At 58.0% G+C, this 24,917-nt stretch carries 25 protein-coding genes; 14 read left to right on the top strand and 11 right to left on the bottom strand.

What is annotated here, in order from left to right; translation table 11 throughout:
- The first annotated feature begins 171 nt into the window (after positions 1-171).
- The 5 genes from VOI23_RS17900 (at position 172) to VOI23_RS17880 (ending at position 4,396) form a co-directional block, all read left to right on the top strand.
- Positions 172-675: a hypothetical protein gene (locus VOI23_RS17900; protein ID WP_323786401.1), complete on the top strand. Its 504-nt coding sequence runs from the start codon at positions 172-174 to the stop codon at positions 673-675.
- Positions 636-2,861 (top strand): ATP-binding protein, encoded by a 2,226-nt coding sequence (locus tag VOI23_RS17895; RefSeq protein ID WP_323786398.1) that lies wholly within the window; start codon positions 636-638, stop codon positions 2,859-2,861. Before VOI23_RS17900 ends, VOI23_RS17895 begins: the two co-directional genes overlap by 40 nt.
- A 180-nt stretch (positions 2,862-3,041) precedes the next feature.
- A complete protein-coding gene (gene pgsA / locus VOI23_RS17890) occupies positions 3,042-3,704 on the top strand; it encodes a CDP-diacylglycerol--glycerol-3-phosphate 3-phosphatidyltransferase (protein WP_323786396.1) in 663 nt (220 codons plus the stop codon).
- Between the two features lies 1 nt (position 3,705).
- Complete coding sequence (gene moaD, locus VOI23_RS17885; RefSeq protein WP_323786395.1) at positions 3,706-3,951, top strand: molybdopterin converting factor subunit 1; 246 nt, start codon at positions 3,706-3,708, stop codon at positions 3,949-3,951.
- A gap of 1 nt (position 3,952) precedes the next feature.
- The gene (locus VOI23_RS17880; protein ID WP_323786394.1) at positions 3,953-4,396 is read left to right on the top strand and encodes a molybdenum cofactor biosynthesis protein MoaE; all 444 of its coding nucleotides are present in this window, start codon (positions 3,953-3,955) and stop codon (positions 4,394-4,396) included.
- A gap of 71 nt (positions 4,397-4,467) precedes the next feature.
- On the opposite strand, the gene VOI23_RS17875 is transcribed toward VOI23_RS17880, so the two are convergent.
- The 7 genes from VOI23_RS17875 to hmgA form a co-directional block, all read right to left on the bottom strand.
- Positions 4,468-5,235, bottom strand: coding sequence for an HpcH/HpaI aldolase/citrate lyase family protein (locus tag VOI23_RS17875; protein WP_323786393.1), 768 nt, complete (start codon positions 5,233-5,235; stop codon positions 4,468-4,470).
- 1 nt (position 5,236) lies between these two features.
- Positions 5,237-6,652: a pyridoxal phosphate-dependent decarboxylase family protein gene (locus VOI23_RS17870; RefSeq protein WP_323786392.1), complete on the bottom strand. Its 1,416-nt coding sequence runs from the start codon at positions 6,650-6,652 to the stop codon at positions 5,237-5,239.
- A 149-nt stretch (positions 6,653-6,801) separates the two neighbouring features.
- The gene (locus tag VOI23_RS17865; RefSeq protein ID WP_323786390.1) at positions 6,802-7,005 is read right to left on the bottom strand and encodes a DUF2783 domain-containing protein; all 204 of its coding nucleotides are present in this window, start codon (positions 7,003-7,005) and stop codon (positions 6,802-6,804) included.
- 4 nt (positions 7,006-7,009) lie between these two features.
- Positions 7,010-8,620 carry an FAD-dependent oxidoreductase gene (locus VOI23_RS17860; RefSeq protein ID WP_323786388.1) on the bottom strand — a complete coding sequence of 537 codons (1,611 nt, stop codon included), beginning with the start codon at positions 8,618-8,620 and terminating at the stop codon, positions 7,010-7,012.
- 116 nt (positions 8,621-8,736) lie between these two features.
- Positions 8,737-9,687, bottom strand: coding sequence for an MBL fold metallo-hydrolase (locus tag VOI23_RS17855; RefSeq protein WP_323786387.1), 951 nt, complete (start codon positions 9,685-9,687; stop codon positions 8,737-8,739).
- Positions 9,688-9,699: 12 nt separating this feature from the next.
- Positions 9,700-10,956, bottom strand: coding sequence for a fumarylacetoacetase (gene fahA / locus VOI23_RS17850; RefSeq protein WP_323786385.1), 1,257 nt, complete (start codon positions 10,954-10,956; stop codon positions 9,700-9,702).
- A gap of 49 nt (positions 10,957-11,005) precedes the next feature.
- Positions 11,006-12,367: a homogentisate 1,2-dioxygenase gene (gene hmgA, locus VOI23_RS17845; RefSeq protein WP_323786382.1), complete on the bottom strand. Its 1,362-nt coding sequence runs from the start codon at positions 12,365-12,367 to the stop codon at positions 11,006-11,008.
- 70 nt (positions 12,368-12,437) lie between these two features.
- On the opposite strand from hmgA, the gene VOI23_RS17840 reads away from it, so the two are divergent.
- Positions 12,438-12,875 (top strand): MarR family winged helix-turn-helix transcriptional regulator, encoded by a 438-nt coding sequence (locus tag VOI23_RS17840; RefSeq protein ID WP_323786381.1) that lies wholly within the window; start codon positions 12,438-12,440, stop codon positions 12,873-12,875.
- Positions 12,876-12,937: 62 nt separating this feature from the next.
- On the opposite strand, the gene VOI23_RS17835 is transcribed toward VOI23_RS17840, so the two are convergent.
- On the bottom strand, positions 12,938-13,747 hold the full coding sequence (locus VOI23_RS17835) for a division plane positioning ATPase MipZ (protein WP_323786379.1): 810 nt from the start codon (positions 13,745-13,747) through the stop codon (positions 12,938-12,940).
- Between the two features lie 288 nt (positions 13,748-14,035).
- Here VOI23_RS17835 and VOI23_RS17830 point away from each other — a divergent pair, with 288 nt between their 5' ends.
- Positions 14,036-14,749 carry a GNAT family protein gene (locus VOI23_RS17830; protein ID WP_323786378.1) on the top strand — a complete coding sequence of 238 codons (714 nt, stop codon included), beginning with the start codon at positions 14,036-14,038 and terminating at the stop codon, positions 14,747-14,749.
- Here VOI23_RS17830 and VOI23_RS17825 read toward each other — a convergent pair.
- Positions 14,732-15,460: a response regulator gene (locus tag VOI23_RS17825; protein WP_323786376.1), complete on the bottom strand. Its 729-nt coding sequence runs from the start codon at positions 15,458-15,460 to the stop codon at positions 14,732-14,734. The two genes, VOI23_RS17830 and VOI23_RS17825, sit on opposite strands and share 18 nt — an antisense overlap.
- Before the next feature lie 160 nt (positions 15,461-15,620).
- On the opposite strand from VOI23_RS17825, the gene mce reads away from it, so the two are divergent.
- Both mce and VOI23_RS17815 read left to right on the top strand, forming a co-directional pair.
- Entirely contained in the window at positions 15,621-16,025 is a 405-nt protein-coding gene (gene mce, locus VOI23_RS17820; protein WP_323786375.1) for a methylmalonyl-CoA epimerase, read from the top strand.
- Complete coding sequence (locus VOI23_RS17815) at positions 16,025-16,303, top strand: DUF1467 family protein (RefSeq protein ID WP_323786374.1); 279 nt, start codon at positions 16,025-16,027, stop codon at positions 16,301-16,303. The genes mce and VOI23_RS17815 overlap by 1 nt, the downstream gene beginning before the upstream one ends.
- Here the strand turns inward: VOI23_RS17815 and VOI23_RS17810 are convergent.
- Together VOI23_RS17810 and VOI23_RS17805 are read right to left on the bottom strand one after the other, a co-directional pair.
- Positions 16,251-16,991, bottom strand: coding sequence for an EI24 domain-containing protein (locus tag VOI23_RS17810; RefSeq protein ID WP_323786373.1), 741 nt, complete (start codon positions 16,989-16,991; stop codon positions 16,251-16,253). The two genes, VOI23_RS17815 and VOI23_RS17810, sit on opposite strands and share 53 nt — an antisense overlap.
- Positions 16,976-17,554, bottom strand: coding sequence for a nitroreductase (locus tag VOI23_RS17805; RefSeq protein ID WP_323786371.1), 579 nt, complete (start codon positions 17,552-17,554; stop codon positions 16,976-16,978). Before VOI23_RS17805 ends, VOI23_RS17810 begins: the two co-directional genes overlap by 16 nt.
- 357 nt (positions 17,555-17,911) lie before the next feature.
- Between VOI23_RS17805 and katG the strand changes: the two genes are divergently transcribed.
- From katG to VOI23_RS17780, 5 genes are all read left to right on the top strand, one after another.
- Complete coding sequence (gene katG, locus VOI23_RS17800) at positions 17,912-20,077, top strand: catalase/peroxidase HPI (RefSeq protein WP_323786370.1); 2,166 nt, start codon at positions 17,912-17,914, stop codon at positions 20,075-20,077.
- A 529-nt stretch (positions 20,078-20,606) separates the two neighbouring features.
- A complete protein-coding gene (locus tag VOI23_RS17795) occupies positions 20,607-21,686 on the top strand; it encodes an ABC transporter permease (RefSeq protein ID WP_323786369.1) in 1,080 nt (359 codons plus the stop codon).
- Positions 21,686-22,459: an ABC transporter ATP-binding protein gene (locus VOI23_RS17790; protein WP_323786368.1), complete on the top strand. Its 774-nt coding sequence runs from the start codon at positions 21,686-21,688 to the stop codon at positions 22,457-22,459. Before VOI23_RS17795 ends, VOI23_RS17790 begins: the two co-directional genes overlap by 1 nt.
- Before the next feature lie 12 nt (positions 22,460-22,471).
- A complete protein-coding gene (locus tag VOI23_RS17785; protein ID WP_323786367.1) occupies positions 22,472-24,214 on the top strand; it encodes an MlaD family protein in 1,743 nt (580 codons plus the stop codon).
- A 6-nt stretch (positions 24,215-24,220) separates the two neighbouring features.
- The gene (locus VOI23_RS17780) at positions 24,221-24,844 is read left to right on the top strand and encodes an ABC-type transport auxiliary lipoprotein family protein (protein ID WP_323786366.1); all 624 of its coding nucleotides are present in this window, start codon (positions 24,221-24,223) and stop codon (positions 24,842-24,844) included.
- The last annotated feature ends 73 nt before the right edge of the window (positions 24,845-24,917 follow it).

The following is a 24,917-nucleotide window of genomic DNA, read 5'->3' as shown; positions in this document are numbered from 1 at the left end:
GATGACCCCGGAGCTTCGCCGGGAAGGGCATTCTTGTGTGCTTCTCGTTGATTTCGCGGGACCTATAAAATAGCGTAGCTGAAATACATACTTTAATTCCGAGTCGATCCCGAATGCAGTCGCGTTTAACGGTCGGGGCGGGGGCGCCCCGGGCGCGGAAGAGGTCTTGGAATGCGGAAAACCATCCTGCTGTCGATCCCGGTGATTACGCTGTTGGTTTCTGCGTTGTTCACCGGCATCGCCAGCGCTGGGGAAGACGGCAGCAAGCGTATCAGCATCGCGGGGGCCTTGACCGAACGTGTGGGAACCAGCGTGACGGTCAGGGAAATCGAGGAGGCAGGACTGCACGATTTCACCCTGTTCAACCCGTATGACCAGCGCGAAGACAAATATACAGGAGTCTTATTTTCCGACTTGGTTGCGAAATTTGGCGCCGAAAACGTTCAGTCGATAACGCTCACCGCAATCGACGATTACATAATCGAATTCAGCCGGGAAGAATGGAACGACCTGCAAATTGTGCTGTCGACGCGCGTGAACGGCGAATATATCGGTTTTGATAAGAAGGGACCGATGCGCGTCGTCTTTCCCGATTATGACGCTACAAAACCTGAATACCAGGAAACATTGCCAAAATGGATTTGGATGATCACTCGGATCGAGTTCAAAGAGTAACCAGATTCTGGAATGCCAGATACATCGTCGTCATTCTTCTGGGGATTGCCGCAGTCGTCGGCTATGCGACATATCAGTATCGCAATGGAAATTTCGTTCTGGAAAATTCGCGGCGCGTCAATCAGATCATCAACTCGGCGCGCCTGACCTTCAAGATCGACAAGCTCAGCCGCCGGGCTTTGGTGGCCTATCAGAACGCGGTGCTGACGCAGAATGAAGACGACCTGAAGCAGGCCTCCAACTATCTGCTTGGCGCAATAGGGTTCGTAAACAGCGCCTACCTGTACGAATATACCGAACTCCGGACCGTGATCGGCCATATCGAGAAAATCCAGCGTCTGATGCAGGAGGCAAACCTTTCGCCGACGGCGGATGAACTCACAGCGCTGCAGGAAAGCATTGCGAGTATCGATCGAGTCACCGCCCAATACGAACAGCGTGTCTATTCGGCATTTACCAAGGAATATTCCAAGCTGCAGACCGATGAATACCGACAATCGGTGTGGCTACAGACCTTGCTCGTCGCTTTGGTCGTGGCGTTGGTTGTCTTCGGGGTCATCGCTTTGTTCATGCGGGCCGAACGGGTACAGCACAACAAGCGGATCGAGGCCGAGTATGCCAGCAAGGCGAAATCGGCCTTCCTGGCAAATATGAGCCATGAAATCAGAACGCCGATGAACGGCATCGTCGGCATGATCGAACTGCTGCAAAAGACCACCAGATTAACCGACGACCAACAACGTATGGTCGATGTAATCCGCGATTCCTCCTTTTTCCTGATGGGCATCATCAATGACATCCTCGATGCCTCAAAGATCGAGGCGGGCAAGCTCGAAATCGAAAGAACCACCTTCCCATTGCTGGAAGCGATCGAGAAGACAGCGGAATCGATGGCAACCGAGGCGAAGAAAAACAATGTGCGCCTGCTCATTTATGTCGATCCAGAGATCCCGGATTGTGTCGCAAGCGACCCTTTGCGGTTGCGGCAAATTCTTTTGAACCTGCTCAGCAATGCAATCAAATTCACCAAACCTGATCCCGGGACCGAAAGGATCAGCTTTGTTGAACTATGGGTCGATTGCGACGCCCTTGGCCAATTCATGCGCTTTCGGGTACGCGACAATGGGATCGGCATGACCCAAGAAACGATAGCGCAGCTTTTCCGACCGTTCCAACAGGCCGAAGACTCGACCACACGACGCTTTGGTGGGACCGGGCTTGGATTGGTCATCACACGCAAACTTGTCGACCTGATGAATGGGCAAATCGAGGTCGAAAGCGAGCCGGACAAGGGGACGAGCTTCACGGTGAAGCTGCCTTTGCAGATAGCCGAATGCACTGAACAGTTACCCGACATCGCCGGGACAAAACTTATCATTAAGCTGGATAGTTCCGTCTATCACGAGCGCATCTCGAAATTCTACACAACCAGAGGCGCCAATGTCATGCTACCTCAAACCGAACACGACCTGCTGGAGGCCGCAGCCGCAGCCGATGACGATACGGTGGTCTATCTGGCTCTTGAAACGCTGACTGAAAACCTGCTGATGATCGACAAGATTGCCGAACGCAATCCGAATTGTAACGTCATTGTACTCGATCCCACGCGTGAACACCCCAAGGGATGGTTGCGAAAACAGCTTTATATCTCTTACCGGTTTCCCTGGCATCTGTCAGATACATTGCGGGGCATCGCCCTTATGACCGGTCGGGAAAAGGATGCTGGTCTGCTCAATACGGAACCGGCTACGGGGCAACAACCGGACGATCAGAAGCAACCCGCCCAACCCATTCTGATTGTCGAGGACAACCCATTAAACATGTCTGTTCTCAAGCAGCAATTGGAACTTCTCGGGCATGACTATGACACTGCAACGAATGGCAGTGAGGGTTTCGAGAAATGGCAAAAAACACATTTTGGAACCATTCTGACCGATTGTCAGATGCCCGTAATGGACGGGCTGGAAATGACGCGAAAAATTCGAGAAGCCGAGGCCCGAACAGATCGCCCCAAGACAACGATCATCGCAATCACAGCTGGCGCGCTAAAAGAAGAAGCTGATCGCTGCTACGATGCCGGGATGTCAGATTATCTGACCAAGCCGATCCAAACCAAAGAACTGAAAGAAGTGCTGCAAAAATGGGTTGGCGATCAAAGCCTCACCAAAGGTCCAAGCAGCACATAGTCGGCACGTCAGCACCCCTAAGATGCGCAAAGAGCCTGCCACGCGCACCCGCAAGCGCGTTCCCTGGTCCTAAGCGAAAAGTCCGCAGCCATATAATCCGCAGGAAAAAGCTTATTCTGGCGCAGATTGCAGCGAAACGCCCGCTTCCCCCCGCCGGTCAGACAGGTTATTCAACGTCTTATGAAGTGGACAATCCCCAATATCCTGACGGTTATCCGTCTTCTGGCCGCGCCGGGCGTAGCGGTGATGTTTCTCTATTTCACAAGACCCTATGCCGATTGGTTCGCGCTTTTGTTGTTCGTCGGCGCGGCGGTAACCGATTGGTTCGACGGGTATCTGGCCCGGCTTTGGGGGCAGGAAACCAAGATTGGCACCATGCTCGATCCGATCGCAGACAAAGCGATGGTGGTCATCGCACTGATGGTGATTGTCGGCTATTCGTCGATGTCGCCCTGGCTGGTATTACCGGCAACGGTTATACTTTTCCGGGAGGTGTTCGTGTCCGGGCTGCGGGAATATCTGGGCGATACAGCAGGCACGCTGAAAGTGACCAAGCTGGCAAAGTGGAAGACCACTTTTCAGATGGTTGCCATCGCTACCCTATTTTCCCAAGGCGTGTTCGAACACTATTTCGGAATGAGCATACAGGGCATGGACCAAGGTATTATTGCCGACATCCTGGAAGGCCGCGAAGAAGACATTCACGGCTTGGGCTGGAAACTGCGGGGCATGATCTGGGCTGGCAATGTTGGATTGTTTCTGCTTTGGATTGCCGCGCTGCTGACACTGATTACAGGCGGGGACTATTTCCGCAAGGCGCTGCCGCATCTGAAGGATGGCTGATATGGATGTGCTTTATTTTGCCTGGGTCCGGGAACGGATCGGCATTCCGCGCGAAACGCTTGAAACCTCCGCCAAGACCGTGACCGATCTAGTCGACGAATTACGCGCACGCGAAGACCGCTATCGGGCGGCCTTTGCCGACCTGTCGGCGCTGCGCGTTGCTGTCGATCAGGAACTCACCGATTTTGACGCCTCGCTTGAGGGCGTGCGTGAAGTGGCGTTCTTCCCGCCGATGACAGGGGGCTAGCATGATCATTCGGGTGCAGCCTGAACCGTTCGATCTGGGATCGGAAACCGATGCCTTTGCCGATGCGCAAAAGAGCATGGGCGCAGTGGTGACCTTCACTGGTATCGTGCGCGATCTGCCAGGTGAAGGGTTGGACCGGATGGAGATCGAGCATTACCCCGGCATGACCGAAAAGGCGCTGGAAAAGATTGCGGCGCAAGCCATGGAACGCTGGAATCTGGGCGATATTTTAATTATCCACCGGTACGGCAACCTGAAAGCAGATGACCGGATCATGATGGTGGCGACGTCTTCGCGCCACCGTGCCGATGCCTTTGCCGCAGCGGAATTCCTGATGGATTATCTGAAATCCCGCGCACCGTTCTGGAAAAAGGAATTCACCACCTCGGGCGCCGAATGGGTCGCGGCCAAGGACGAAGACGAGGCCGCGCTCGACCGTTGGTGAGCGAAGACGCAGGCGGGATGCCTCCGTCGGAAGTATTTCTCAGAACGATGAAGGGGTAGAAAGACCTACCCCTACCCCTTCCACTTCGCCATTGTGGCGCGTGCCGCCGATGCCAGCATCACCACATCGATGCCCACCGCCAGGAATTGCGCGCCCCAGTCGCGGTATTCCGTGGCCACTGTCTGATCGACCGCCAGAATGCCGGCGGCCTTGTCCGAGGCGGCGATCTTGGCAAGGCCGGTCCTGATCACCTCACGCACCGTATCGTGGCCGCTCTGGCCCGGATGGCCAAGGTCTGCCGCCAAGTCCGAGGGGCCTATGAAGACGCCGTCGACACCTTCGACCTCAAGTATCGCTTCGAGGTTTTCCACCCCTTTGCGGGTTTCGACCTGCAGCAGCAGGCAGATCTGTTCGTTGGCGGTCTGGATGTAATCGGGGATGTCAGAAAATCGCGAGGCGCGGGCCAAAGCCGCGCCCGATCCGCGGATGCCTTCGGGCGGGTAGCGGCAGGCACGGACCAGATCGCGGGCCTGTTCCGCCGTTTCCACCATCGGGATCAGCAACGTCTGCGCGCCGACGTCCAGCACCTGCTTGATCAGCCACTCGTTGCCGATAGGCAGGCGCACGACGGCTTCGGAATGCTTGCCGTCCAGCACCTGCAACTGGTGCATGATGCTGCGCAGGTCGTTGGGCGCGTGTTCACCGTCGATCACCAGCCAATCGAAATTGGCGGTGGCAAGGATTTCGGTCGCATAGGGGTCGGCGAACCCGGCCCAGCAGCCATATTGCATTTCGCCCCGCTTCAGCGCGGATTTGAAGGTGTTTTCAGGTGCGGGCATGTCAAGCGTCCTTCAGTCGGTTGGCGGTTTCCACAATCACGTCGAATGCGGTGTCGATATCTTCCTGCGTACAATCAAATTGCCCGGCCTGAAAGCGGATCACCAGCTTGCCGTCGGTACGGGTCTGGGTCAGGTAGATGCGGCCATCATCGTTGATCGCGTTGAGCAGGTTCAGCGTGGTGTCGTCGGCGTTCTGCCCTGCGGGGGTGAAGCGGAAGGTGAACAACGACAGCACCGGGTCGGTGACGATTTCGATATCCGGCACGTCCCGCAGCTTTTCGGCCAGCGCCTGCGACCACGTCACGTGGTTGCGGATCATCTGGCGCAGCCCATCCAAGCCATAGGCGCGGATCAGGAACCACAGTTTCAGCGCCCGGAACCGGCGGCCCAGCGGCACCGACCATTCGGAATAATTGATGATCCCGTCGGCGCCGTGGGTTTTCAGGTATTCCGGCTGGATTGCCAGAGTGCGGGTCAGGTCATCGGGCGACTTGACGAAATGGGCCGACAGGTCGAACTGTGTCCCCAGCCACTTATGCGGGTTGAAGACAATCGAATCTGCCTCTTCCACCCCGGTCCACAGATCTCGGTATTCGGGACAGATCATTGCCGCCCCGGCCCAGGCCGCATCGACATGGGTGTAAAGGTCGTATTTCTTCGCCACCGCGATGGTGGCCGAGATGTCGTCGCAGGCGCCGGTACCGGTGCCGCCGGTACAGGCGATCACCCCGGCGGGCAGGTAACCTGCTTCAATATCCGCCTGAATGGCGGCGTCCAGTGCTTGGGTATCCATCGACCGCAGCGGTCCTTGGGTGGGAATCCGGACAAGGTTGGCCTGCCCGATCCCGGCGATCCAGATCGCCCGGTCGACCGAGGTGTGAACCTCGTTCGAACAATAGACACGCAGCACTTTCTGACCCGGCAGCCCGTTGGCGTTGCCGTCCCAATTCAGCGCCCGTTCGCGCATCACCAGCACAGCGGCCAGCGTCGCCGAGGACGCGCTGTCCTGAATGACGCCGGAAAACCCGGTCGGCAGGCCCAAAGACTGGCGCAGCCAGTCCATCATCCGGGTTTCCATCTCGGTTGCGGCTGGCGAGGTCTGCCACAACATGCATTGCGGTGCCATTGCGGTGACAAGGTTGTCAGCCAGAACCGCAGCGGGCGAGGCGTTGGAAGGGAAATAGGCGAAGAAGCGGGGATGCTGCCAGTGGGTGATCCCGGGCATCACGATGGATTCGAAATCCGCGACGATGTCTTCGATCGGCTGCGGTGCATCGGGGGGCGCTGTAGGAAGCTGAGCCATCACCTCGCCCGGTTTGGTCTGTGCCCGCACCGGCCGGTCACGCAAACCGGCATGGTACTGTGCAGCCCAGTCCGCCGCCCATTTACCCCATTTGGGGAACTCGCTCCATCGCATCAGCCTCTCCCTTTTCAATTAACATGTTAAGTAACATGCACACCAGACGGTCGGCAAGGGAAATCGATCATCCGCGCCCGGCGAGGTCAAGAATCAAAAAAAAGCGGCCCGATTAGGGCCGCTTGGTTCGTTCTACAACGCAAAGGTTGTCATTTCTCCTGATGCGCGGCTTTCGACGCGGCGGCCAGTGCTTCGCTCAGGACCGCGCGATCGCCGATATGGTTGGCCAGAATCAGGATCAGCCGCGCATTCAGCGCATCGCTTTCGGCTTTGCTGCGGCCCTCGTGGGTCGCCAACAATTCAGCATAAAAATCGTCGGCACTTGCGATATTGGGCGTCAGGGTCAGGGACATCTGCTTACTCCTTGCCAATGGCGCGGCGGATCGCAGCGCGGGTTGCGGCTTCGTCGAATTTTTCCCAGCGGGCGGCGACATGCTGGTCCGGGCGGATCAGATAGACGGCACTTTGCGCAGCCCCCAGATAGCGTTCGGCCAGGGCCGGATCGAGCGCTTCGCTATAAAGCGACAGGCTGCCGACCTTGATCCCGCTTTCTTCCATCTCTGCCGGGGCATCGGTATTGATCGCCATCAGCGTGAATTCGTTGCCAAGCCGCTGCAGCAGATAACCTTCATCCAACGGAGCGTCGGAACAGGACGATCCCGGGCGGGACCGGGCAGGGCCACCGGGCAGCGCATCGGGCGTGTTCAGTGTCGAACCATCATAGGTGCAGGGCACCGAGAGACGCCCCGAATTCACCAGCGGACGGGCAAATTCATAATGCCCTGACAGGTCCAGAACCGCATCGCGGAATGCACGGCTGATTTCCGATTTCGGCGTGATGAAATCAGTCGACCGCGAGGAATTGAGAATATTCTCGTCCGCCCCGTGAACACGTTCGAAGTCATAGCTGTCGAGCAGGCTTTCAGGTGCAAGCCCGTCCATCACCAGCTTCAGTTTCCAGATCAGGTTATCGGTATCCTGCAATCCGGAATTTGCCCCGCGCGCACCGAAGGGCGACACCTGATGCGCCGCGTCACCGGCAAAGATCACCCGGTTGTGACGGAAGTTTTCCATCCGGCGGCACTGGAAGGTATAGATCGACACCCATTCCAGATCGAATTTCACATCCTCGCCCAGCATCGCCTTGAGCCGGGGAATGACGTTTTCGGGTTTCTTTTCTTCTTCCTTGTCGATGTCCCAGCCAAGCTGCAGGTCAATCCGCCAGACCCCGTCGGGTTGTTTGTGCAACAGCGCCGATTGGCCCTTGTTGAAGGGCGGGTCGAACCAGAACCAGCGTTCAGTGGGAAACTCTGCCTCCATGATCACATCGGCGATCAGGAAATTGTCCTCGAAAATCCGACCGACGAAATCCAGTCCCAGCATCGACCGGATCGGCGACGCAGCGCCGTCGCAGGCGATCAGCCAATCGGCCTCGACCGTGTATTGCCCTTCGGGCGTATCGATCAGAACCGCCGTGTGATCGCCCTTGTCCTCAACCTTCAGAACCTTGTTGTTGCCGCGCAGTTCGATCGGTGCGCCTTCGGTTTCCAGTTCACGTAGCCGGTTCAGCAGATATTCTTCGAAATAATATTGCTGCAGGTTGATAAAGGCCGGGAATTCGTGCCCATCCTCGGGCAACAGGTTGAAGTCATAAACCTGACGGGTATCAAAAAACACCTTACCCTGGTTCCACACCACGCCCTTGTCGACCATCGGATGACCACAGCCAAGCCGGTCGAGGATTTCCAGCGGCCGCTTGGCGAAACAGATCGCACGACTGCCCCAGCTGACCTTGTCATTTTCATCTACGACAAGGACTTCTATGCCCTGTTGCGCCAGGTCGATGGCAGCCCCCAGTCCGATCGGACCCGCACCAACCACAACGGCCTTGTGCCGCACCGGTTTTGCCGCATCCTGATCGGCGCTGCGAGCATAGGGGTAGAGGGGGATTTCGAAAATCTTGTTCATCTGGTTCCTCCCAGCAAAAGACAAATCTCTCTTTTCCCCTGCACCAATGGCCCAAGGGGGGGCGGGATGTCCCGCCCGGAACGCCCCATGACAGGGCGTTCCCTTTGGCTCAGATATCAGCCCTGCAACTGTTCCCACATTTCCAGATCACGCTGGGCAGTCCAGATCCGAGGGGTTTCGATGCCGCGCGCTTCGTCATAGGCGCGAGCAACGTTGAAGGGCAGGCAATGTTCGTAGATCGCGTAATCGCTGAATTTGGGATCGCATTCGGCACGCACCGCATCCCATGCTTCCTTCAGCGACCCGCCGCGCGCCGCGACCTTGGCCGCTGGGCGATAGGTGCTTTCGACGAAATCCCGGGTATTTTCAATCGCCGCATTGACCATTTCGTGACCGACCAAAGCATCGCCCCGGCCCGGCGCGATGGCGTCGACATCGAACCACTTGATCGCGTCCAGCGTATCGCCCCAATCGGCGAAATGTCCGTCGCCGCAATAGCAGGCCGAGTGGTATTCGACGATATCGCCGGTGAACATCACGTTCTGGTCCGGCACGTGGATCACCGCGTCGCCGGCGGTATGGGCGCGGCCCAGATGCATGATATCGACCCGGCGATTGCCAAGGTAGACCGTCATGCTGTCGCTGAACGTCGTCGTGGGGAAGGTCAGGCCGGGAATGCTTTCATGGCCCTCGAACAGGCGCGGGAAGCGTTGGAATTCGCTGTCCCAGTCTTCCTGACCCCGTTCCACCACCATGCCGCGCGCGGCATCCGACATGATGATCTGTTGCGCGCCAAAGGCGGATGCGCCCAGCACGCGCACCGCGTGGTAATGAGTCAGTGCAACATGGGTGATCGGTTTGTCGGTCACGGACCGCACGCATTCGATCACTTTGTTGGCCAACCGGGGCGTAGCCTGCGCTTCGACGATCATCACAGAGTCATCGCCGATGATCACACCCGAATTCGGGTCGCCCTCGGCGGTGAAAGCGTAGAGCCCCTCGCCGACTTCGGTGAAGCTGATGGTTTTTTCGGTCATGTCCCCTTGGGACGCGAATGCCTTTGCCATTTTGGTCTTCCTTTAGCGTTTGTAAGGGTCATCGAGGGCGGGCAGAACCTTGCCCACGCAATCGCCGAAACCGATGGTATATCCATCACCCTTTGCCGCGCCTTTCAGCGTCAGCGTGTCATTGTCGTCGATAAAGCTGCGGGTCTCGCCGGTGGGCAGCGTCATCGGTTCCTTACCGCCCCAGCTAAGTTCCAGAAGCGATCCGCGGCTTTCCTTGGTAGCGCCGGAAATAGTACCCGATCCCAGCAGGTCGCCGGTATTCATCGGGCAGCCGCTGGTGGTGTGATGCGCCAGCTGCTGTGCGGCGGAATAATACATTTCCTTGTAATTCGTGCGCGCGATGGTGCTTTCGGTGCCGCCCTGAGGCTGCATCGTCACTTCCAGCTCGATGTCATACAGCATCGGGCCGCAATCTTTGAGGTGATCCAGCAGTTCGACCTCGCGCGCGGGGGTGTCGCAACGGAACGGGGACAGCGCCGCCTTGGTCACAATCCACGGGCTGATGGTAGTCGCCGTCGCCTTGGCCTGAAACGGCCCCAGCGGCTGGTATTCCCAAGCCTGAATATCGCGCGCCGACCAGTCGTTCAGCAGCACATAGCCGAAGATGTTGTCATCAGCTTCCTGCACGGTGATCGGACCGTCGGACGCGGTGCCAACGATGGCGCCCATTTCCAGTTCGATGTCGAAACGGCGCGACGGCAGGAAAGCGGGTTTGTCGTGATCAGGCGATTTCAGCTGCCCCCAGGGGCGGCGGATTTCGGTGCCCGACACCACCACCGAAGACGCGCGGCCATTATAGCCGATCGGGATATGCAGCCAATTCGGCGGCAACGCGTTTTCCGGGCCGCGGAACATGCAGCCGACGTTATAAGCGTGGTTCTTACCAGCGTAGAAATCGGTGTATTCGCTGACCAGGAACGGCATGTGCATGGACGCATCGGATTGTGCCACCAGCATGTCCTGTGCGGTGTCCTGATCGGCGCTGCCCTCGGACAGGATTTCGATCAGGCGGGCGCGCAGTTCAGCCCATTTCTCGGCCCCCAGTTCCATCACTTCGTTCCAGAACGGAACGTCGAAGACGGACCCGACGCCAAGGTCGATCAGATCGGATTCTTCGGCGGCGGCGCAGTCGAAAATCATGTCGCCAATGGCGACGCCGCAGCGCGGGTCTTCATCGCCTACGGAAAACACGCCGTAAGGCAGGTTGTTGAGCGGGAACGGGTGGTTGGCGTCGTTGGCGCTTGCCACCCAGCTTTTCATCAGGGTCATTCGCGTTTCCTTTTTGCGCGGACGGTGGGGCGTCACCCACCGGCCACGGTTATTTCTTGCCCGGCGTACCGTCGAATTTCTTTTCGATATCCGACCAGCAGTCGATGTAATCATCCTGCAGCGGCGCTTCTTTCGCGGCGAAAGCCGTCAGATGCTGCGGGAAGCGGGTTTCGAACATGAAGGACATGGTATTGTCCAGCTTTTCAGCCCCAAGCTCGGCATTCGACGCACCTTCAAAGGCGTTCTTGTCCGGCCCGTGTGGCAGCATCATATTGTGCAGCGACATGCCGCCGGGAACGAAGCCCTGCGGCTTGGCGTCGTACTGGCCATAAATGTTGCCCATCAGTTCCGACATGATGTTCTTGTGATACCATGGTGGGCGGAACGTGTCTTCGGCCACCATCCAGCGTTCGCGGAACAGCACGAAGTCGATATTGGCGGTGCCCGGCACACCGGACGCGGCGGTCAGCACAGTGAAAATCGACGGATCGGGATGGTCGAACAGAATCGACCCGACCGGGCAATAGGTCCTCAAGTCGTATTTCACCGGTGCGTAATTGCCATGCCAAGCGACCACGTCGAGCGGCGAATGGCCGATCTGTGTTTCATGAAACTGACCACACCATTTGATCGTCACGGTCGAGGGTGCATCGCGATCTTCATACGCCGCCACCGGAGTTTTGAAATCGCGCCGGTTCGCCATGCAGTTGGCGCCGATCGGGCCACGTCCCGGCAGTTCGAATTTCTGGCCGTAGTTTTCACATACAAAGCCGCGGCAGGGGCCTTCGAGGACCTCGACGCGGTACAACAATCCACGCGGCAGGATGGCGATTTCCTTAGGCTCCAGATCAATGATCCCCAGCTCGGTGCAAAACCGCAGCCGGCCTTCCTGCGGCACGACCAGAAGTTCGGAATCGGCAGAATAGAAATAGCTGTCGACCATCGATTCTGTGACCAGATAGATATGGGTTGCCATACCAACCTGAGTGTTCACATCCCCCGCCGTCGTCATTGTGCGCATGCCGGTCAGCCATGTCAGACTGTCATCCGACACCGGCACCGGGTCCCAGCGGTACTGACCCAAAGAAATCACGTCGGGATCGACGTTGGGGGCCGATTTCCAATACGGCAGGTCGATCTTTTCGTAGCGGTGCGAATGTTTGACCGAGGGGCGGATGCGATAACACCAGGTGCGTTCGTTCTGATGGCTGGGCGCGGTGAAAGCTGTTCCCGAAAGCTGTTCACCATAAAGTCCATAATTGCATTTCTGCGGGCTGTTCATGCCCTGCGGCAGCGCACCGGGCAAGGCTTCGGTTTCGAAGTCGTTGCCGAATCCCGGCATATAGCCGGGGGTGGTCCCTGCAGGGGTAGGAGCCTGCACGAAAGCGTGCGATTTTGTCTGGTGATTCATGGCGCGTCCTCCTATTCGCTTGCCCTGTTAATAGTTGATTTTGTAACTAACAACCAAAGGAGCCGTAAAAATGATGGAAAAAGATGATTTCGATTTGCAGAATTTCCTGCCCTATCTTTTAAACCAGGCAGCCGAGGAAAGCAGTCTTGCCTTTCAACAGGTTTACAAAGACCGATATGGGATGCTCAGAACCGAATGGCGCGTGCTGTTTCATCTGGGTATCTACGGTCGGATGACGGCCAAGGACATCGGCCAGAGGTCCAAGATGCACAAAACCAAGATCAGCCGCGCCGTGGCCCGGCTGGCTGAACGGCGATTTTTGAACCGGCAGCAAGACGACAAGGACCGCCGTCTGGAATATCTGGAACTGACCCATCTGGGCCGAACCGCTTACCGTGACCTGCTGACCGTGGCTCAAACCTACGATGACAAGCTGTCGGCCAGCCTGACGACAGAGGAAAACGAGGTGTTGCGCCAGGTACTGCGCAAACTGGCCAAAATGGGCTGAGTTGTTGACAGCGCAGCGAACCGAAGAAACCTAAATCCCCTCGCCGGAAAAAATGTCCGGCCTCAGAAATCCGGCTCTACCCCCGGTAGGTTCAGAGCCTTGATCAGATCACGCAGCTCTTGCCGCGCGGCGACATTCGAAATGTTCAGGCTGGTCACACCGATATCCTTGAGATCAAGCAAAGTCAGCCCGCGTGGGAACAATTCGCGGAAAACAACCCGTTCATTGAACCCGGGGGCGACACGAAACCCGATCCGTTTGGCCAGATTGTCCAGTGCCTTCCCCATCTTTTCCTTGTTCACCATGTGCTGTGCACCCAAACGGTTGCGCAGCACGATCCAGTCGATCGGCTTCAGCCCGGCCTGCGCCCGAAGCTGCCGCGCATTCCACACCATTTCGGAATAAACCGAAGGGCCAAGGATTTTCTTGCCATCCGGATCAACCTTGGCCAGCAGATCGAAATCGACAAAGCTGTCATTCAGCGGCGTGACCAGCGTGTCAGCCAGTGAATGCGCCACCTGGCTCAGCCTTGTATGCGATCCGGGGCAGTCGATCATGATGAAATCATGCTCGGGCTCCAGGGCTGCTATGGCGGCTGAAAGGCGATGATCATAGGGATTCTCGCCCGGCTTCAGTTTGTCCTGATCGGCATTGGGCAGGTCGTAGTAATCCGGGCTAGGCAGGTCCAGACCAGATTTTTCAAGGAAATTTTTGCGATTTTCGACATAGCGGCCAAAGGTTTTCTGGCGCAGGTCCAAATCCAGAACACCCACCTTGTGCCCCATCCGCGCCAGAGCCGTGGCGATATGCATCGACACGGTCGACTTGCCCGCGCCACCTTTTTCATTCCCGACGACAATAATATGCGCCATTGGATACCGTCCCCTATACCTGCCTTGTTCCGGCCGATCTGCCACAGGATATGGTGTCGGCGGATTTTTGCAAAGGTTTGTTACTCTGTCTGGACGGCTTCATTGACATGTGTTGCAAGAATATGGAAGACCCCCGCAGCAAACCGTTGCCACGATGTGTGGCGACACCCCCCGCGCCGCGGCCCCACATCATCGGTGCCCCCAAACCTTTGCGCCGCGTCCCTTGTTTTCCGCTTCCACCACCTGCACTGCATCGTTAGCGTGAGGCCGCTAAGAATGGAGAGCGCAATGCCCGGACAGAAGGTATCCGACACACCACTGGGAAATTGGCAAACGCCCCCTGCCCCCTCTGGCGATGTATTGGAAGGCCGATATGCGCGACTGGAAAAACTGTCGGCGGATCGCCATGCGGCGTTGCTGTACCGTCGTTTTGAAGGCCATGACGCGGTTTGGGATTACCTGCCCTATGGACCGTTCCATTCAGCAGCAGCCTATCATCGCTGGATGCGAGATATAACGCAGGGTGACGATCCCTTGTTCTATGCGATCAAGGATATTGAAACCGACCGGTTCGGAGGTGTTGCCAGTTTTTTGCGGATCACGCCCAGCATGGGGGTGATCGAACTTGGCCATATCAACCTGTCCCCCGCTCTGCAAAAAACACGGGCCGCGACCGAGTCGTTTTTCCTGATGATGAAATGGGCCTTCGATCACGGTTATCGCCGGTTCGAATGGAAATGCGACGCCAAGAATATCGGGTCGCGCCACGCCGCACAGCGTCTGGGGCTAAGTTTTGAAGGCGTTTTTCGACAGCACCTGATCGTGAAGGGGCGCAACCGCGATACCGCCTGGTTTGCTGCGACCGATCAGGAATGGCCCGCGCTGGAAGAGGCCTTCACGTTCTGGCTATCACCCGGAAATTTCGGCGCAGACGGTCGGCAAAAGGAACGCCTGGTCGATCTGACCGGGCTGGTACGGGTCAGTTCAGACCCAGCTCTCTGAACCGGCGCGGGCGCTCAGCCTGGTCTGGATCAACCCGGCGATCCGCGCGACGGTTTTGCTGCAGCCGCGGCGTTGCATTCGTGCTATGGCCAGTTTTTCACCAGCCAATAACAGCGTCTTATCCCCGGCACTGCGGGCCACGCCGGTCAGGAATTGCGCAACATAGTCCAGTGTTTTGCCTGACGATTTGTCATTCAGCAAATCAAGGATAAACAGCAAATCCTCGGCATAGGCCCCGGAATCTGCGCAGATCACATCGTCATTGACGATGCGCGGCCCCATCGGGCGACAATTTTCCGGTAACAGCGAAAGAACCAGTTCCTGAAAGCTTGCCAGACTGCTGATCGGTTTGAGCAGGAAACCGTCGGCCCCTGCCATGCGCACAGCCTCGTCCGCCGTGTCGTCGCCGCTGGTTCCCAGAATGACGCCGATCCGCGGCACCGCCATGTGCAATTTCGCAATCAGTTGCAAACCATCGCCATCGGGCAAACCCAAATCAACACTGATCACGGTGGGCTGATAAACCGACAAATGCCTGTCCGCCGATGAAAGGCTATCGGCACGCCGAATCCGCGCACCGCTGCGCAGACATAAAAGCCGCATCGCGTCACAGGCATAACGACTGTCTTCAACCACCAGAACCGTCACCCCCAGCAATGGCCGCATCGGGGTCGGAAAACGGGCCGTTTCGAAAAGATCGCTATCGTCCATCGTGGTATCCTTCCAAAGCCTAAGCGCCCTAGCATCGCGCCGCCCAGGCTAAGGCTGCGTTAACGGGTCGGCGCCCCTTCTGCGTCCCCCTGTCTCTTGCGCCGCGACACGGCAACCCGCATAAGGGCTGCAACGCCTTGCCTGATTAAGGAGACCAGAAATGATCGGCCGCCTGAACCATGTCGCCATCGCCGTTCCTGACTTGGACGCCGCTTCGGAACAATACCGCACTGCCTTGGGAGCCAAGGTCGGTGAACCGCAGGACGAACCTGACCACGGCGTGACCGTGGTGTTCATTGAACTGCCCAACACCAAGATCGAACTGCTTTACCCGCTGGGCGATGACAGCCCGATCAACGGGTTTCTGGAAAAGAACCCTTCAGGCGGCATCCATCATGTCTGCTATGAGGTCGACGACATCATCGCCGCGCGCGATCATCTGAAAGCAACCGGCGCCCGCGTTCTGGGCACCGGCGACCCCAAGATCGGCGCCCATGGCAAGCCGGTCCTGTTCCTGCACCCGAAGGATTTCAACGGCTGCCTGGTAGAACTGGAGCAGGTCTGATGGGTCCCACCTCTGCTATTGTCCTGTACGCGGTGATCTGGTTCATGACCTTTTTTATCGTGCTGCCACTGCGCCTGAAAACCCAAGGCGATGTCGGGACGGTCGTGCCGGGCACCCATGCCGGTGCCCCGCAAGAACATCACCTCAAGAAGAAGGCGATCATCACCACGATTATCGCCATTCTTCTGTGGTGCATCATTGCCGGCATCATCCTGTCGGGTGTGATTACCGTGCGCGATATTGACTGGTTCCACCGTATGGCGCAGCCCGACCTGTAACCCGGTGATAGATATGAGTGAACGTGGCCGCGCCAAGGATCGGGATCAGCAAATTCACAAGCGGCACTGACAACGGCACCGCCATCAACGTTCCAGCGGCCCAGATCGTGACGCGATGCCGTTTTCTCAAAACCTTTGCCTCGGCCCGCCCGACCCGGCGGATCGCGGCGAGGGTGAAATATTCCATACCCAGCAGATAGCCGTTCAACCCCCAGAAGATGAACAGCGCTGCGGGCGAAAAAATCACGTAAAGCAAAATCGCCAGCAGGTTGGCAACAACGATGACGCCCAGGAAATTGACAGTATCCTTCACCGCCTCGAAAAAGCCGACATTATGCGCCGGGGGCAGATGCGGATAATGCCGATCCTCGACCGCCTGCGCGACTTCATCCAGAAACATCGACGTGATGGCAGACGCGACCGGCACCATCAGGAACACTGACAACAGGATCATCACAAAGAAGCTCGACCAGCTCAGCAGATCGTCGAGCCAAGTCACCGGACCGATCAGCGGAATGACTGCCTCGTCTCCGATCGTGGATTGCAGGAACCACAGGAACCCCGCGAACACGGCAACCAGCAGCGCAAAGGTCAGCCCGACGCCCAGCAACAACACCCTGCGGAACCGGCGATCGCCAATCTGGCCCAGCGCGGCAAAGAAGGACGAAAAAATTATTCCGATAGCCATTGGGTGATCTTCTCCAGGTCCGGACGGGGACGCTCGGGCGGGGCGGATTTTTCGGTACCAATATGGATGAAACCGGCAACCCGTTCATCATCGGCCAGATCCAGAGCATCGGTCATGAAACCGCGATCGTGGCTGGGCCAGCCCGACAACCAGTTCGCGCCCCAGCCCGATGCCAGCGCCGCGTTCAGCATCGCCAGGCAGACGGCCCCGGCGGAATAGGTCAGTTCCAACGCGGGAACCTTTTCATTGGGCTTGATGATTTCGATCACCGCCACGACCAGATTGCCGTTTGCGAATTGATCCACCCCCTTGGCGATCCGGTCCGGTTCAAGCGCGAGCGCCTCGCCCCGGGTCTGTGCAATCCCTGCCAGACGATCCAGAGCGGGCTTTTCCATCACGATAAAACGCCAGGGTTCCAGCTTGCCATGATCGGGGGTGCGTGCAGCGGCAGTCAGGATCGGCAACAGCTCATCCCGGCTGGGAACCGGCGTGGTCAGCGTTTTGGCCGGGCGCGATCGGCGGGACAGCAAAAACTCAAGGGCAGCAGGACTTTTTTCGGGCATGGTGTTCTTTCATAGCAGCATTATGCCTTATGTCGGCAATGCACGGCGGTGGGTCAAGCCGTTGCCAGGAACTATTTGACGCCCGTTCCGTGCGCGGCAACGACAATAGCAAAAGCGTCTGCCAAGGTTTCGCCATTGTTTTGTGCCTAACCAAAAGAACATTCATAACTGCAGATTATTGGTTTCATCAGAAAATGAAACTTCGCCCAATGCCCTTCCTGCTTTAGAGTCATTCTAGAAAAGGGGAAGAATCGCACACAGACCGAAGCGGAGGCCCGACGCATCCGCGCGGCCGGGCAAAAGCTGCATTTTTTCTAAGCGTGAATTGATCCGAAATATAAGAATGGGAGACCTGAGATGGACGGAAACGATATCGGCAAATGCCCCGTGATGCATGGCGCGATCACTGCCAACGACAAGACTGTCATGGATTGGTGGCCGAATGCGCTCAACCTAGACATTCTGCACCAGCACGACAGCAAGACAAATCCGATGGGCGAAGATTTCGACTATCGCGAAGAGCTCAAGAAGCTCGACGTAGAAGCTTTGAAAAAAGACATGCACGCTCTGATGACCGACAGTCAGGACTGGTGGCCTGCCGATTACGGTCACTATGGCGGCTTGATGATCCGCATGGCCTGGCACTCGGCGGGATCCTACCGTCTGGCCGATGGCCGCGGTGGTGCCGGTTGTGGCAACATCCGTTTCGCACCGCTGAATTCCTGGCCCGATAACGGTAACCTCGACAAGGCGCGCCGCCTGCTGTGGCCGTTGAAGAAGAAATACGGCAACAAGGTTTCCTGGGCCGACCTGATTATCTTGGCCGGGACCATCGCCTATGAATCTATGGGCCTGAAAACCTTCGGCTTCGGCTTTGGACGCAAAGATATCTGGCACCCGGAAATCGACACCTACTGGGGGGCGGAAAAGGAATGGCTGGCACCATCCGACGAACGCTACGAAGACGTCGGCAACCCCGCCACGATGGAAAACCCGTTGGCCGCCGTGCAGATGGGCCTGATCTATGTGAACCCCGAAGGCGTGAACGGCGCTCCCGATCCGCTTAAGACCGCTGAACAGGTTCGTGAAACGTTCGCCCGGATGGCGATGGACGATGAAGAAACCGCTGCGCTGACCGCCGGCGGCCACACCGTGGGCAAGGCGCACGGCAATGGCGATGCCGACGCGCTTGGCGCTGAACCGGAAGCTGCGGGCGTCGAAAACCAGGGCTTCGGCTGGATCAACCCGAACATGGACGGCAAAGCCACCAACGCCGTCACCTCGGGCATCGAAGGCGCATGGACCACCAATCCGACCACCTTCGATATGGGCTATTTCGAGCTGCTGTTCGGCTATGATTGGGAACTGACCAAAAGTCCGGCCGGCGCAAACCAATGGCAACCCGTCGATATCAAGGAAGAGCACATGCCGGTCGACTCGACCGATCCGTCAGTCCGCCGGATGCCGATGATGACCGATGCCGACATGGCGATGAAAGTCGACCCGGCCTATCGCGCCATCTGCGAAAAGTTCATGGCCGATCCCGATTACTTCAAGGATACGTTTGCCCGCGCCTGGTTCAAGCTGACCCATCGCGACATGGGTCCGAAGGCGCGCTATGTCGGCCCCGACGTTCCGGCCGAAGAACTGATCTGGATGGATCCGATCCCGGCCGGTCCAACCAATTACGACATCGGTGCCATCAAGTCCAAGATCGCCGCTTCCGGTCTGTCAGTATCCGAGCTGGTTTCGACTGCATGGGACAGCGCCCGCACTTATCGTCAGTCGGACATGCGTGGCGGTGCAAATGGTGCCCGCATCCGGCTGGCGCCACAGAAGGACTGGGAGGGTAACGAACCTAACCGTCTGGCCAAGGTTCTGAACGTACTGGAACCGATTGCGGCGGAATACGGCGCCAGCGTTGCCGACGTGATCGTTCTGGCCGGCAACGTCGGCATCGAACAGGCGGCCAAGGTTGCCGGTCACGACATCTCGGTTCCGTTCGCACCGGGCCGTGGCGATGCCACCGACGACATGACCGACGCAGACTCCTTCGATGTTCTGGAACCGCTGGCAGATGGTTTCCGAAACTGGATGAAGAAGGACTATGTGGTCAGCGCCGAAGAAATGCTGCTCGATCGTGCCCAGCTAATGGGACTGACCGCACATGAAATGGCGGTTCTGATCGGCGGCATGCGCATGCTGGGCACCAATCATGGCGGCACCGCGCATGGCGTGTTCACCGACCGCGTCGGCGCGCTGACGAACGACTTTTTCGTCAATCTGACCGATATGGGCAACAAGTGGAATCCGACAGGCGACAACGCTTATGACATCGTCGACCGCAAATCCGGCGCGGTCAAATGGACAGCAAGCCGTGTCGATCTGGTCTTCGGGTCAAACTCGATCCTGCGCGCTTATGCCGAGGTTTACGCCCAGGACGACAACCAGGAAAAATTCGTTAGTGATTTCGTTGCCGCTTGGACCAAGGTGATGAATGCTGACCGGTTCGACCTGACCTGATCCGAGGGGCGCATCCGCGCCGTATCGACCAAATCAGACCGGGCGCTGCAATCTCATGCAGCGCCCGTTTTTCTATCTGACCCGTGCGGGCTCCGCAGGGTCGTGTCGGAAAATCATTCAGGGACACCGACGCCGCACTTCGAAAACGCTACAAGCACAGCATTTATTCATTTGACAAGGATGCCGGCAAAGCCTGGGCGATCCTGATGCGGATTGCCGACTGTACGGTTACGCATAAAAACAGGTAAACCACCGACATCGAGAACGCGGTCAAGATGTTGCATGGCGTCAACCGCGTATTCCGGAAAATCGTGTAAGGTTATGGGTTTCCGACCTGATCAGCGATGGGACGGGCCTTAGCGCGCCGTCCGAATTCCCGGGATCGTTTCACTGATCCGACTGCCCCGTTCAGAACGCTTTTCTTGTTGCCTTCAAACCATTGGTAGACCGTAGATCACCCGACTGAACTCTGCTAGCATGTCGTTGGTTCTGCCTCCACGGACCTTCTGGAAGGCCATCAAGTAAATCTATGAAAGTAACGTTGCCAGATCGGATCGTGGTCGCAAAGGTCGATGAGATCCGGGCGCAATTGGTGACGGCGGAGGCATCGCTTGATGTCACGTTTGACCTGTCGTCGATACAGGCCTTGGATACGGCCGGGGCCTGGCTGATCATCGACGTTCAGAACAAGATCCACGACCGTGGCGGGCGATGCGACATCGAAGGCGCCTCGACTGTACATACAGACCTGATTGATGTGGTTCGAAACAACATCCCGGTGAAGGAGCAGGCCCAAAAACCGCGCCATGGTTTTTTCGACTGGCTTGAATCAGTCGGCGAGGCGACGTGGCTCGGGGGCCAGAGCCTGATCGAAATTCTGGGTTTTCTCGGCACCGTGGTGGCGCGATTTGCCGGGCTGCTGATCCATCCGGGACGTTTGCGGTTCACGTCGCTTGTGCACCACATGCAGGAAATCGGGCTGAATGCCGTTCCCATCGTGTCGCTGATGGCGTTCCTGATCGGGGTGGTCATGGCGTTTCAGGGGGCCGTCCAGCTGCGCCAGTTCGGGGCCGAGGTGTTCGTCGTCGATCTGATCGCGATTTCGATTCTGCGCGAATTGGGTATCCTGCTGACCGCCATCATCGTCGCTGGCAGGTCCGGTGCGGCGTTCACCGCTGCGATCGGGTCCATGAAGATGCGCGAAGAGATCGACGCAATGCAGACACTGGGCCTAGACCCGATCGAGGTTCTGGTACTGCCACGCGTTTTGGGGCTGGTCATCATGCTGCCGCTGCTGGGGTTCGTGGCGGATGTCATGGGTCTGTTCGGCGGTGCCGTGATGGCGTGGATCGAACTGGGCGTTTCACCGGGGATGTTCCAGACCCGGCTCTATGATTCTGTCGATGTCTGGCATTATGCCGTCGGCCTGATCAAGGCACCGTTCTTTGCCGTCATCATCGGAATCGTTGGCAGTTACGAAGGGTTGAAGGTTGGTGGCGACGCTGAATCGCTTGGGCGGCTGACATCGACATCGGTTGTTCTTTCTATCTTCCTTGTCATTGTGGCGGACGCCTTGTTCTCGATCTTTTTTGCGGTTGTCGGGGTGTGATGCAGGACGCGCGTGAAATCATCATCCAAGTCCGCGGATTGCGTAATCAATTCGGCGATCATGTCGTGCATGACGGTCTGGATCTGGATGTTTTCCGGGGCGAGGTGCTGGGCGTGGTCGGTGGGTCGGGCACCGGAAAATCCGTTCTGCTGCGCGCCATCGTCGGCCTGTTGCGCCCCCAAGCGGGCAGCATCGCCGTGTTTGGTACCGACATGCTGAACGCATCTGATCAGGCGCGTCAGAAGATCGAGCAACGCTGGGGCGTGATGTTCCAGGACGGGGCCCTGTTTTCATCGCTGACCGTCCGCGAAAATGTCGAAGTTCCAATGCGCGAACAGACCGACCTGTCGCCGCAAACGCGCCGGGCCCTGGCCGAACTGAAACTGTCGATGGTCGGTTTGCCGCCGAACGCCTTTGATAAATACCCCTCGGAGCTGTCAGGTGGGATGCGCAAGCGCGCCGGGCTTGCGCGTGCGCTGGCGCTTGACCCCGAAATCGTGTTTCTGGACGAACCCACGGCCGGGCTGGATCCGATCGGGGCCGCGGCGTTTGATGCGCTGATAAAGAAGTTGCAGACCACGCTGGGGCTGACGGTGTTCATGGTCACCCATGATCTGGACAGCCTGCATGCTATCTGCGACCGTATCGCGGTGCTTGCTGAAAAACGGGTCTTTGTGACGGGCACGATGACGGACATGTTGGATGTGGATCATCCGTGGGTTCACGAATACTTTCACGGTCCCAGAGCCCGCGCGGCCGGGGTCGGGAACTGAGGATTTTACCGAATGGAAACCAAAGCCAATTTCGTGCTGATCGGTGCGGTGACAATCCTGGGCATGCTTGGGGTTCTGGGCCTGCTGGTCTGGTTTGCAAAGGTCGAGATAGACCGGCAATATGCCGAATACGAAGTACTGTTCGACAGCGTTTCGGGGCTCGGGATGGCGGCGGATGTGCGCTATAACGGGTTGTCCGTCGGCAAGGTCATCGGTCTGGGACTTGATGCCGATAATCCCGGCAAGGTGCGGGTTCGGATCGAAGTCGCCGCCGGCACCCCGGTCAAAACCGACACCACCGCGCAGCTGAATTCACAGGGAGTCACCGGTGTTTCCTTCGTCGCGCTGACGGGAGGCAGCCAGAGCGCCGCGCTATTGCGCGATGCAGCCGACCCGACCACAGTTCCTTTGATCACGGCAGAGCGGTCCGCCGTTCAGGCCCTGACCGAGGATGCCCCCGATCTGGTGAACGAAGCGGTAGAGGCGATCAAGGAAGTCAGAAACTTCCTTGGCCCGGAAAATCAGGCAGCGGTGTCGAACCTTCTGCAAAACCTTGATCGCGCGTCAGGCCAGCTTGATCAGGCGCTGTCGGATTTCTCCGACATCTCACAGACTGTATCTGCGGGCACTGCCGAGATATCGAAATTCACCGGCCGCCTAGACGAGATCGGGCAAACGGTTCAAACCTCGCTTCAGAAGGTCAACGAAACTCTGGACGCGGCAAAGCTTGCGCTTGGCGAAATCGAACCGACGATGCGCTCGGCGACTGCGGCCTTCACCACCGCAGAAACCACGATCAGCGGCGTCGACAGCTTCGTTCAGACCCGCGTGCCGCAAATCGCGGATGACCTGGCGGCCGCGATCCAGTCGATCGACACCGCAACCAACGATTTACGAACCCAGCTCGATACCGTGCTGACGCAGTTCGGAGGCTCTGCCGAAGCCGCGACACAACGGTTTTCCGAGCTGGAGACCACGATCGCCACGCTCGACCTCACCCTTGCCGACGCGCGCACGTCATTGGCCGCAGTCGAAAACGCATCGATCAACTTTCAGGGGCTGGTAGACGGCGAGGGATCCGCGCTGGTCACCGATGCCCGGGCGACGCTGAAAACCGTTCAGGACACGATCGCGGGAATGGACACGGTGTTTCAGGAAGACATTCCGGGCACCGTCGCCGACATCCGCACGGCTGTCACATCGGCGACCACTGTAATAGATCAAGTCGCAGCCGATCTCGCGGCGTTCACGACCCGGCTCGATCCGCTGGCCGAAAGTGGAAACGAAACCCTCAAGGCGGCGACGGAAACGTTGCAGAACGCCAACCGCACACTCGCCAACCTGGACCGGGCGCTGAGCGCAACCGAGAAAACGCTGGATGTCGCCGAACGCACATTTGCCGGGGCCGAAACCGTTATCTCGACCGATCTGAGCCCGGCAATATCGGATGTCCGCAAGGCAGCGGGCCAATTCGAAGAGACGATGGCGACACTGTCGGAAGATATCCCGGCGGTCACCACCGATCTGCGCGAAGCCGTGACGCGCGCCGTGGAAGTGATTCAGCAGATCGACGACACCGTTAGCGCCAGCGCGCCACCTATCCAGTCCTTTGCACAAACCGGCCTGCCGGAGTTCACCAAATTTGCACGCGAGGCCCAGCAGTTGGTTTATCAGATGGAGCAATTGACGAAGAAAATGCAACGGGATCCCGCGCGGTTCTTCTTCGGCAACAACATTCCCGAATTCAGGAGATAGACCAAGATGTCATTTCGAAATGTCTTTCGCTTCGCTGTGTTGGGATTTGGTCTTGCGGCCTTGACCGGATGTTCGGGCCTGACAAGCCTTCAATCGGCTTCGAAACCCCTCAACACGTTCGAGCTTACGCCATTGCCGGCAGGTTCGGTATCCGTGCCGCGCGGCAGGCGCCAGCTAGAGGTCGCGTTGCCGACGGCGACCGGGGCGCTGAACAGCGACCGGATCGTGATCAAACCGACGCCGCTTGAAATTCAATCCCTTCCCGAGGCGCGATGGGTCAACGAGGCAACCGAACATGTTCAACTTCTGTTGGTGCGATCACTGGCCAATTCGGGCCGCTTTTCGCTGGTCACCAGCGCAGGTTCGGGCCCGACACCGGATTATGTGCTGCTGACGGATCTGCAAGCGTTTCAGGCCGAGGTTGACGCCGACCAAGTGACGGTTGTTATTCGCTCGACCATGACCTTGTTGCGCGGCACCGATGGATCTGTGGTTTCGTCCCGGAGTTTCAGCAATACCGCAGCAGTCGCCGATACATCCGCGGGTCTGATCGTTTCTGCATTCGATACGGCCATGACCCAACAGATGACGGACATCGTCAATTGGCTGAGCAGAAATTCGGGTGCCTGATGCGTTGATCCGCACCGGGTTCGCCGGAGGCCCCGACCCTTGGCCGGCACTGCAGGACGAACTGCCCAGCTTG

The sequence above is a fragment of the Thalassovita sp. genome (assembly GCF_034670005.1).
Classification (GTDB): Bacteria; Pseudomonadota; Alphaproteobacteria; order Rhodobacterales; family Rhodobacteraceae; genus Thalassobius.
Note: the sequence above shows the minus strand (reverse complement) of the source record. Positions and strands in the feature narration are given on the sequence as shown.

Coding starts and splice junctions, on each gene's coding strand:
- VOI23_RS17810 (WP_323786373.1), bottom strand. CDS start 16,991: ATGGCTATCGGAATAATTTTTTCGTCCTTCTTTGCCGCGCTGGGCCAG.
- VOI23_RS17855 (WP_323786387.1), bottom strand. CDS start 9,687: ATGGCAAAGGCATTCGCGTCCCAAGGGGACATGACCGAAAAAACCATC.
- VOI23_RS17785 (WP_323786367.1), top strand. CDS start 22,472: ATGGAAACCAAAGCCAATTTCGTGCTGATCGGTGCGGTGACAATCCTG.
- VOI23_RS17795 (WP_323786369.1), top strand. CDS start 20,607: ATGAAAGTAACGTTGCCAGATCGGATCGTGGTCGCAAAGGTCGATGAG.
- moaD (WP_323786395.1), top strand. CDS start 3,706: ATGGATGTGCTTTATTTTGCCTGGGTCCGGGAACGGATCGGCATTCCG.
- VOI23_RS17875 (WP_323786393.1), bottom strand. CDS start 5,235: ATGCCCGCACCTGAAAACACCTTCAAATCCGCGCTGAAGCGGGGCGAA.
- fahA (WP_323786385.1), bottom strand. CDS start 10,956: ATGACCCTGATGAAAAGCTGGGTGGCAAGCGCCAACGACGCCAACCAC.
- mce (WP_323786375.1), top strand. CDS start 15,621: ATGATCGGCCGCCTGAACCATGTCGCCATCGCCGTTCCTGACTTGGAC.
- hmgA (WP_323786382.1), bottom strand. CDS start 12,367: ATGAATCACCAGACAAAATCGCACGCTTTCGTGCAGGCTCCTACCCCT.
- katG (WP_323786370.1), top strand. CDS start 17,912: ATGGACGGAAACGATATCGGCAAATGCCCCGTGATGCATGGCGCGATC.
- VOI23_RS17780 (WP_323786366.1), top strand. CDS start 24,221: ATGTCATTTCGAAATGTCTTTCGCTTCGCTGTGTTGGGATTTGGTCTT.
- VOI23_RS17805 (WP_323786371.1), bottom strand. CDS start 17,554: ATGCCCGAAAAAAGTCCTGCTGCCCTTGAGTTTTTGCTGTCCCGCCGA.
- VOI23_RS17790 (WP_323786368.1), top strand. CDS start 21,686: ATGCAGGACGCGCGTGAAATCATCATCCAAGTCCGCGGATTGCGTAAT.
- VOI23_RS17835 (WP_323786379.1), bottom strand. CDS start 13,747: ATGGCGCATATTATTGTCGTCGGGAATGAAAAAGGTGGCGCGGGCAAG.
- VOI23_RS17870 (WP_323786392.1), bottom strand. CDS start 6,652: ATGCGATGGAGCGAGTTCCCCAAATGGGGTAAATGGGCGGCGGACTGG.
- VOI23_RS17865 (WP_323786390.1), bottom strand. CDS start 7,005: ATGTCCCTGACCCTGACGCCCAATATCGCAAGTGCCGACGATTTTTAT.
- pgsA (WP_323786396.1), top strand. CDS start 3,042: ATGAAGTGGACAATCCCCAATATCCTGACGGTTATCCGTCTTCTGGCC.
- VOI23_RS17860 (WP_323786388.1), bottom strand. CDS start 8,620: ATGAACAAGATTTTCGAAATCCCCCTCTACCCCTATGCTCGCAGCGCC.
- VOI23_RS17900 (WP_323786401.1), top strand. CDS start 172: ATGCGGAAAACCATCCTGCTGTCGATCCCGGTGATTACGCTGTTGGTT.
- VOI23_RS17830 (WP_323786378.1), top strand. CDS start 14,036: ATGCCCGGACAGAAGGTATCCGACACACCACTGGGAAATTGGCAAACG.
- VOI23_RS17895 (WP_323786398.1), top strand. CDS start 636: ATGGATTTGGATGATCACTCGGATCGAGTTCAAAGAGTAACCAGATTC.
- VOI23_RS17880 (WP_323786394.1), top strand. CDS start 3,953: ATGATCATTCGGGTGCAGCCTGAACCGTTCGATCTGGGATCGGAAACC.
- VOI23_RS17840 (WP_323786381.1), top strand. CDS start 12,438: ATGATGGAAAAAGATGATTTCGATTTGCAGAATTTCCTGCCCTATCTT.
- VOI23_RS17815 (WP_323786374.1), top strand. CDS start 16,025: ATGGGTCCCACCTCTGCTATTGTCCTGTACGCGGTGATCTGGTTCATG.
- VOI23_RS17825 (WP_323786376.1), bottom strand. CDS start 15,460: ATGGACGATAGCGATCTTTTCGAAACGGCCCGTTTTCCGACCCCGATG.